The sequence below is a fragment of the Dorea sp. 210702-DFI.3.17 genome, from assembly GCF_020560825.1.
Classification (GTDB): Bacteria; Bacillota; Clostridia; order Lachnospirales; family Lachnospiraceae; genus Dorea; species Dorea formicigenerans.
Genome location: NZ_JAJCNB010000030.1, coordinates 23,753 through 31,664 on the forward strand (window position 1 = coordinate 23,753; position 7,912 = coordinate 31,664).

At 40.7% G+C, this 7,912-nt stretch carries 7 protein-coding genes and 1 pseudogene; 2 read left to right on the forward strand and 6 right to left on the reverse strand.

Annotated features, from left to right (window positions below; genetic code table 11):
* Positions 1–39: 39 nt before the first annotated feature.
* Complete coding sequence (locus LI149_RS12145; protein WP_173786428.1) at positions 40–1,044, forward strand: DUF2877 domain-containing protein; 1,005 nt, start codon at positions 40–42, stop codon at positions 1,042–1,044.
* 116 nt (positions 1,045–1,160) lie between these two features.
* Here LI149_RS12145 and LI149_RS12150 read toward each other — a convergent pair whose 3' ends face one another.
* The 5 genes and pseudogenes from LI149_RS12150 to LI149_RS12170 form a co-directional block, all read right to left on the reverse strand.
* The gene (locus LI149_RS12150) at positions 1,161–1,670 is read right to left on the reverse strand and encodes a transcription repressor NadR (protein ID WP_022278354.1); all 510 of its coding nucleotides are present in this window, start codon (positions 1,668–1,670) and stop codon (positions 1,161–1,163) included.
* A 198-nt stretch (positions 1,671–1,868) separates the two neighbouring features.
* The gene (locus LI149_RS12155; RefSeq protein WP_005342812.1) at positions 1,869–2,210 is read right to left on the reverse strand and encodes a nucleotidyltransferase domain-containing protein; all 342 of its coding nucleotides are present in this window, start codon (positions 2,208–2,210) and stop codon (positions 1,869–1,871) included.
* Between the two features lie 233 nt (positions 2,211–2,443).
* Positions 2,444–4,054 (reverse strand): amidohydrolase, encoded by a 1,611-nt coding sequence (locus tag LI149_RS12160; RefSeq protein ID WP_005342813.1) that lies wholly within the window; start codon positions 4,052–4,054, stop codon positions 2,444–2,446.
* A gap of 3 nt (positions 4,055–4,057) precedes the next feature.
* On the reverse strand, positions 4,058–5,509 hold the full coding sequence (locus LI149_RS12165) for a sodium:alanine symporter family protein (protein ID WP_005342814.1): 1,452 nt from the start codon (positions 5,507–5,509) through the stop codon (positions 4,058–4,060).
* Between the two features lie 349 nt (positions 5,510–5,858).
* Positions 5,859–6,227 (reverse strand): annotated as a pseudogene (locus LI149_RS12170) (EutP/PduV family microcompartment system protein); the annotation flags it as partial.
* A 463-nt stretch (positions 6,228–6,690) separates the two neighbouring features.
* Between LI149_RS12170 and LI149_RS12175 the strand changes: the two are divergent.
* A complete protein-coding gene (locus tag LI149_RS12175; protein ID WP_173786429.1) occupies positions 6,691–7,317 on the forward strand; it encodes a GNAT family N-acetyltransferase in 627 nt (208 codons plus the stop codon).
* Between the two features lie 140 nt (positions 7,318–7,457).
* Here LI149_RS12175 and LI149_RS12180 read toward each other — a convergent pair whose 3' ends face one another.
* On the reverse strand, positions 7,458–7,835 hold the full coding sequence (locus tag LI149_RS12180; protein WP_003864540.1) for an SdpI family protein: 378 nt from the start codon (positions 7,833–7,835) through the stop codon (positions 7,458–7,460).
* Between the last annotated feature and the right edge of the window lie 77 nt (positions 7,836–7,912).

A 7,912-nucleotide genomic window follows, 5' to 3' on the forward strand; every position in this document is an offset into this window, starting at 1 on the left:
CCAGACAGGCAAAAGGAACATACACAGGAGTGCATAATTATGACATTATTTTCCATTACAGATACATCTGACTATTTAAATGAACTGCTTTCGGGAGAAACAAGCGGGACAGTCCACTCTGTATATAGAAAAACTATCAACTTATCTATTGGTGGAACACTGGCAGCCTTACAGGCAAAGGGCTCACCCATCTCGCCAATCAGTCTGATTACAACATTGACTTCCGAAAAAATGGAGAGCCTTGAAATATCTGCCGGAGATTTTGTTACTTTAAAAGAGAATATCATTACTATTTATAGAAGTAACCGCACTCTTCAGGCTTCCACAGATATGAACACTCTTGATAATAAAAGGAAAATTGGATTTTCTTTTGAAGAAGCAACAATTCACAACTTACATTTGTTACATTCATTAAAATGTGCAAACTCTCTGTCAGATACCATGCTTCACCAGCTTCATAACAATATCAGAACATGTCTTTCTAATATATCCACCGGAGGCTTTGAAGTGATCTTCAACCAACGTGTAAATGATGATACTTCTATGATGCTTGTTGCTGCAAAGAAAAAAATCGAACAATGCACCAGACTATATAGAAATAAAGAATATACAGAGACCGGAATCGAACTTGCCCGACTGATCGGGCTTGGCATCGGGCTGACTCCAAGCGGTGATGATTTCCTGTGCGGTGTGCTTGCCGGATTAATTCTTACAGGGCAAACAGAATCCACATTTGCCAAGAGCCTTCGCAAAACAATTGCAGAACATCTGAATGATACCGTCGATGTAAGTGCTGCATTTCTCCACTGTGCATTAAAAGGACAATTTAGCCTGGCTGTGAATCATTTACTCGTAAATACAGGTTGTGAATCTCCACAAGATACTTCTTATGTTAAATGCAACCCTCAAATTACTCCTGGAATTGCAAATGTCCCGGCAATTACTGAAAATTTTCTGGCAATCGGGCATTCTTCCGGGACAGATACTTTGTGCGGAATTCTATACGCACTGGAATTATTTCTTTTTCAGAAATGTAACCTATAAAAAAAAATTTGTTCATAATAAAAAAAACATTCTTTCCATGTACACCCGGCTCTGAAAAGTCGGATTATAAACCTTACTTTTTCAGAGCCAGCATGACATTCCGAATGTTTTAATAACTAATTTTCAACCAAAAATCCTAATTTTCTCAGTTCCTCTTCTATCATCCCCAGCGTTTCTTCTCTGTCCGCTGTCACAGTATGATAGTGATAATCGGAGGTAATATTCTTAAGCGGTGTTGACTTGCCACTTTCGATATCTGCCAGAAATTCTTTTACTTTTCTTCTGGAAGTAATTCCAAGTTCCGCCTCAATATGCCCATAAACTTTATGGTTTACCATAACATTTTTCACTTGACCGCCAAGATCGACAATAGTACAAAGTTCCGTCTCAAGCTGCTCGTCTGTATGACGTACTTTAAAAACTCTCTCGGCGCAAGTCTGCCCTTCCAGCACATATCCCCGGTTTGTTGATATGATATCATACCCCGAAGCCCGTAACAGGGCAATATCCTGAACAATAACCTGACGGCTCACATCATAATCCTTCGCGAGTTTCGAACCCGAAACCGGTCTGTCACTTTCTTTTATATTCTTCAATATCTCCTGTCTTCTATCAGAACCTGTCATACTGCTTTCGTAATCTCCTTCATCATCAATCACAAAATCTATCATTTAAAAACTGTTTTTAGAAGCATTTCCACTTACTGTCTTAATCATTATAATGCACATTTATAGTGTGTGCAAGAATGCTCTTGCTGATTTCAGATCATTTCGGGCTGTTTCCCGACGATATAACACCAGATCCCTCCTAGTACCGATTCCTGATTATGCTGCTCCATACAAAGCTACCCCTTCTTTATGAATATTGGAATAAAATGGATAGTTCACAATCCACTTGTTAAAATGTGCTTCACTTTTTGCAATAGGCTTTATGTCCGTGTCATGATCCATATTAAAGTCATAGGTCATGTACGAGAGCTGTTGTGCATATGCCTTTAATTCCAGATCTGATATATCCACCAGGATCATAATGTCTACATCAGAATCCAGGCGGAAGTCCCCCCTTGCATAAGAACCATAAAGGATTATCTGGCGTACATGGGAACCATAAATCTTCTTGACCGCTTCCACATACTGTTTAATTAAATCCTGCATAATCTTTGGCATACATCATCACCTCATTTTCTGCTGATAATACTATAAATTTCTTGATTTTATTATAACCAGTTTACCCTCGTTTCTCAATCAATATTTTCCATGTAACAATGTTACTGCTTTCTTCGACGAATTTTGTTCACCGTTATGGTATACATCTTGTTCTATATTTTTACTGAAATCAAAAAAAGCAGAGCCTGCTCCACTCAGACTCTGCCTCTCACTTTTTTCTTTTTATACTGCCGCTATTCTTCTACTTCTCTCTCATAAACGATCTCACCGCCAAGAACTGTCATATCCACTTTCGTGGCCTTGATCTCATCCGGGTCGATCTCATAGATATTCTTCTCGAGAACTACGAAATCCGCATTTTTTCCCACTTCGATGGTTCCGTTCTCGTCTTCTGTATAGGAAGCGTAAGCTGCGTTTTTTGTAAAAAGCTTCACCGCTTCGTCTACGGATATTTTTTCAGATGGGATCCAGCCTTCCTGTGGCTGACCGCTGATATTTTTGCGGGTAACTGCAAAATAAATATTCTCCATTGCATCAAAGCTTACCACAGGAGCATCCGAGCCGCCGGACGTATGGATTCCCATATCCAGCATACTCTTCCATGCATACACCTTATCCATACGTTGTGCGCCGATGGCAGGTTCCACTGTGTTCATATCCAGATCGATAAATACCGGCTGGATATATGCCAGCAGATCCTGGTCTTTCATCCCCTGCAAAATACGCGGATTGGTGATCTGGCAATGCACGATACCATGTCTGCCCTTTTTGTTATCCTTCCGATAAGGAGATTTCGCAGCTGCCTCAATGACCATATCCATGGCACGATCGCCTATACAGTGTACCGCCGCCTGCATCTGATGCCGGTCAAAAAAAGCAAACAGATCGTCAAGTTCATCCTGACTGAATGTGATGATCCCGGTATTTTCCGGCGAATCCTCGTAAGGCTCATTCATGGCCGCTGTTCTTGCACCAAGGGAACCATCCTGGATCAGCTTCATCGGTCCAACAGTAAAGTGATCTCCCCTCTGCCCGGTACGATATCCTTCCTCGATAAAAGCCTTCGCATCCTCCGCCCGCTCAAAAAGGCACTGCTCATAATGGCGGATACTCAGCTCTCCTCTGGCATCCAGTGCCTTGTAGGAGGCCATGATCCGACGCCAGTTTTTTCCCGGAAGGGAGGCAAGATCATCGGACTGTACACCTGTAAATCCACATTCATTCAGCTTCTTCGCACTGTATCTGATGTAGTCTTCCACTTCTTCCTGGGATGGTGCTTCCAATACGGAGGAATAAAACTGTACTGCATTCTCCTTCAGAAGTCCGGTATCCAGATCAACCTCCTTCTCAATCTCCGGAAACTCCGGGATTTTTTTCAGAAGCTCCAGACCACAGCTGTTGCACACAGCCACATGCCCGCAGACACGCACCATAATGATGGGGATTTCCGTTGAGAGTGCATCCAGCTCATCCTTATGCGGATAGCGCGGCTTATCAAAATGCTCCTCATTCCAGCCTCTGCAGTAGAGCCAGGTCAGCTTCTGACCTTTACTCTCCTCCAGTCTTTTTTTTGCTGCAGCAAGCATTTCCTCAACACTTGTGCAGTCAAACAGTTTCACAGATCTTTCCACAAATGCATAATGCAGCATATGCATATGTGTATCCACAAAACCGGGCAGCATCAGCCTTCCCTTAAGGTCAATCCGTTTTTTGCAGGAAAAAGCTTCCGCTTCTTTATCAGTTCCCACAAAAACGATCCGGCCATTTTCGATTCCCACAGCCTCTGCCACTTTTTCACTGTTATCCAGTGTTCTTATACATCCGTTAAAAAAAATCGTATCCACTGTTTATTTTTCCTCTTTTTCTTTTTTATCCTCGTAGAAAAGTGCCATATCCTTGTCTACTTTTCCGATTCCCATGTAACGCGCCTTATAATCCTTCAGCAGCTTAAAGAAGGTACCACTTAAGATAAATAATGTGGCAACATTTACAAATGTAGGGAATACGGTTGTAAAGTCTGCAATTACCCACAGCTGTGCCGGTGTTCCGTTTCCGTAAAGAGTAAGCACTGTGACCAGAAGACCCCATAATGGCGTTCCAAGGATAAAAACCTTCTCTGCGATCTTCAGAACCTTCTGATTGTTTTTCAGCCAGTGCTTCAGGATCACGCTGTAATAGGTAAACCATCCGGTTGATGTTGTCAGTCCGAAAAGGAAAATACTGATCGCGATCAGTGCTCTCGCAACAGAGCCCATTCCGGACTCAAATGCTGTCAGTGTCAGCTCTGATCCTTGAAGTCCTGAATTCCAGTAGCCTGTGGTGATAACAACAAGACCTGTCATGGAGCAGACTACGATGGTGTCTGCAAATACTTCAAATGCTCCCATCAGTCCCTGTTTTACAGGATGGTCTGTTTTTGCGGAAGCATGGATCATAGGTGAGGTTCCCCAGCCTGCCTCGTTGCTGTATACAGAACGGGCAAATCCAAGGCGCATAGCTGTTGCAACACCGGCTCCCATAAATCCGCCGACTGCTGCCTGTGTTGTAAATGCACCCTTGAAGATCAGTCCAAAGGTTTCCGGCAGCTTGTCAAAATTCACTACCAGTATTGCAAGAGATCCTACAATGTAAATCATGCACATGATCGGTGTCATATAGGAAGAGATCACACCGACTTTCTTTACACCGCCAATGATGATCAGGTAGATCGCTGCCACATACAGAAGTGACGGCACGATGTACGGCAGGTGGAAGGTACTTCCGACAGCCTCTGATACTGTATAATTCTGTAAGGTGATGAACCATGTCATAAAAATACAGCCGCCGAACAGTACTGCAAAAAGTTTCCAGAAGGGAAGCTTTTTCTCTCCGCCAAGACCCTTCTGCATGTAGTAGGTCGGGCCTCCCTGGTACTCACCGTTTGGCTGTTTTTCTCTGTAGTACACAGCAAGTGTTACCTCTGCCATCTTGATGACCATAGCAAGAAGCGCCGCGATCCAGAGCCAGAATAATGCACCAGGTCCTCCTGTTGCAATGGCTGTTGCAACACCGGACATGTTGGATACTCCAACGGTACCGCCGATCGCAATGGAAATAGCCTGGAACGGTGTCAGGCTCTTTCCGTCGTCTCCGCCTTCCTGACGGCGTTCTTTACTGAACATGTTTTTCACAATGTAACCAAAATGGCGGAACTGGAAGAAACCGGAACGTACTGTCAGATATACGCCTGTAGCGAGAATCGTGATCAGCAGCGGCAGTCCCCAGAGCCAGTTGGTCAGATTTTCAAATAATTCAAACATCTTTTCCTCTCCTATCCTTTTTATTGTTTTTCTTTTGCATACATTCGGAAAATCCGCGTACAGAATATAAAAAATCCCCAGAACGTGAAGTCAGATACGGATATCTGGTGTTCTCGACATACAGCTCTTCTGCCATATATCTGCGAGCCCCGTTTCTGCCCTCTTTATACTTCATGCTCTGGGGATCTTACATTTCAGTCCACTAATTTTCCAAACGATCACAGTATATCACAGTTCCGGAGGAATTGCTACTTTTTCCGTTTGAACTTTGTATTTTTATTCATTTTTCGTGAATATTACTATTTTACCGTATCGACTCCGGATACTCCACCCCTTCCGGCATGGGATCTCATTCGTTAAGTCCAATGCTCTGCTTGAATTTCGCCTGTTCAAGCGTAAGCTTCGGGAGATCATTCTGCAGATAATCCATCAGCTCGCTGATACCTTCCCTTGTCTTGTTATTTACCATAAAGATCCTCTCACAGCCCATGTTCTCCATCCACTGTCTGACCATTGGAATATTGGCATGTGGGGAATCTACCTTGGTGATGATCCCGACCAGCGGCCGCAGGAGAAAATTTCTGCTGCCGTCACTGAACAGGTTAAATGGCTCATTGGCTGCCTGTACGATAGCGATCACATCCGCCTCAAAGGAAAAGCAGACCAGTCCTACGCTGAAATGCTTGGATTCCGCATATTCTCCCGGTGAATCAATGGTACAGTGAAAATGTAATTCCACGATTTAAATTTTCATCATCTCGCCATTTAAATTTTCATACAAATGGCTCTTTTCCTATTACATCAAAAAACCTGTGGATTTTTATTTTGTACTCATGACAAAAAAAACCTTACGAAATCTCTCCTACTGATAAAAAACGTCCGCATAAAATCCACCGATATGACGAATCATTTTTTGCCTCTTTAATCAGATTATCGGATTTTTCTATTCCAAGTAAACCATTTAGCGATTACACTATCGTTTTTTTAGTCAGAGAAGGAAATTTCAAGCAAGAATTTAATAAGTATTCTGATGATTTGTGGACTTGCCTCAATTATTCCCTGATTACTTTTCGTAACATAGAAACTATTATCAAAACGTTAAAGAAACTAGAAAACAACTTAAAAAAATTACATCCGAAAATAAAGATTCTGCAAATGAGTATAATAAGGAATATCATGTCGTGAACGAAATAAGAAGGAATATAACAGCCGTAAACGATAACCTTCCATTTTTATCAAACCTTCCCTTAGAAACAAGAAATGATATGGCTGAATACAATTTAAAGAAAAAGAATGCCCTTCGTTTAATCATAAATGATCAAAATAAGATTTTTGAAGAAAAAGAGATAACAATTCGATTTGCAACTTCTCATGATCTTAAATTTATAAAAGAAAATTACGAAAAATTATCTAAATCCAATGAAGTTTTTTACTCATCAATCACTAACAATGATGACGAGCCCAAACAATTTAAACCTCTGTCAAATAAGTATTGGAAAAATCTGATTAATAAGATAAACGGATTTATTTTAATTGGTTTATATTATCAGAAAAAAAGAGGATTTATTGTTATCAAAGGAATCAGTAAACATGAATGTCGTTTAATTTATTTATATGTAGACGAATATTACCGGCAAAAGGGCATCGGAAAACACCTATTATCCGAAGCTAAAAATACTGCTAAGCAATTAGGTTATACCAAAATCTCTTTATATGTATTATCTAATAACGAAATTGCACAGTCACTATATAAAAATTCAAATTTTGAAACCACAAAATTACGTATGGAATGTAGTTTGAACGAATAATATTTTCCATAAAAAATTATTCAATTTTTGTATAAACTTTCTTATCTTTCCATCAAAAAAAATCTGTATCCCCTTACGCTCTTGGGTGGCGTAAGGGGTTTACAGATTTTTATTACTACTTATTCTCTACATACTGGAAGTTATCGTCTTGTTCCATTCTTATCAAAATTCTTTTTTAATGCTATTTCTGTTGGGAGAATAGACCCAATTAAAGGAATAAGTTGAACACCACAGATAATTCCTCCTATACTTCCAACACAATCTTCATTTTTTCCAATCACTAAAAGCATGAATATTACTGTTATCGGCAACATAACCATTCCACAGACATACCAGACTTTACCACAATATTTATGAGCAAATTCCCATGTGTCTTTGTTCTTCATAGACATCGAAGTCCGATATCCAAATACTGAATTTATTTCCTTTGGAGCCTTTTTCATAAAATATCTTCCAAAACCAATCATCGTAAATGGAAGAAGCAAATCCATAATCAACATAAAAATCCAAAACCCCATTGTAAACCTCCTTTACTACAACTCCCGATTGAACAAAATCGCTGCGCGATGGCCTGCCAAGGCTGTGGCGCAGTTTT

Coding starts and splice junctions, on each gene's coding strand:
- LI149_RS12150 (WP_022278354.1), bottom strand. CDS start 1,670: ATGACAGGTTCTGATAGAAGACAGGAGATATTGAAGAATATAAAAGAA.
- LI149_RS12145 (WP_173786428.1), top strand. CDS start 40: ATGACATTATTTTCCATTACAGATACATCTGACTATTTAAATGAACTG.
- LI149_RS12180 (WP_003864540.1), bottom strand. CDS start 7,835: ATGGGGTTTTGGATTTTTATGTTGATTATGGATTTGCTTCTTCCATTT.
- LI149_RS12165 (WP_005342814.1), bottom strand. CDS start 5,509: ATGTTTGAATTATTTGAAAATCTGACCAACTGGCTCTGGGGACTGCCG.
- LI149_RS12155 (WP_005342812.1), bottom strand. CDS start 2,210: ATGCCAAAGATTATGCAGGATTTAATTAAACAGTATGTGGAAGCGGTC.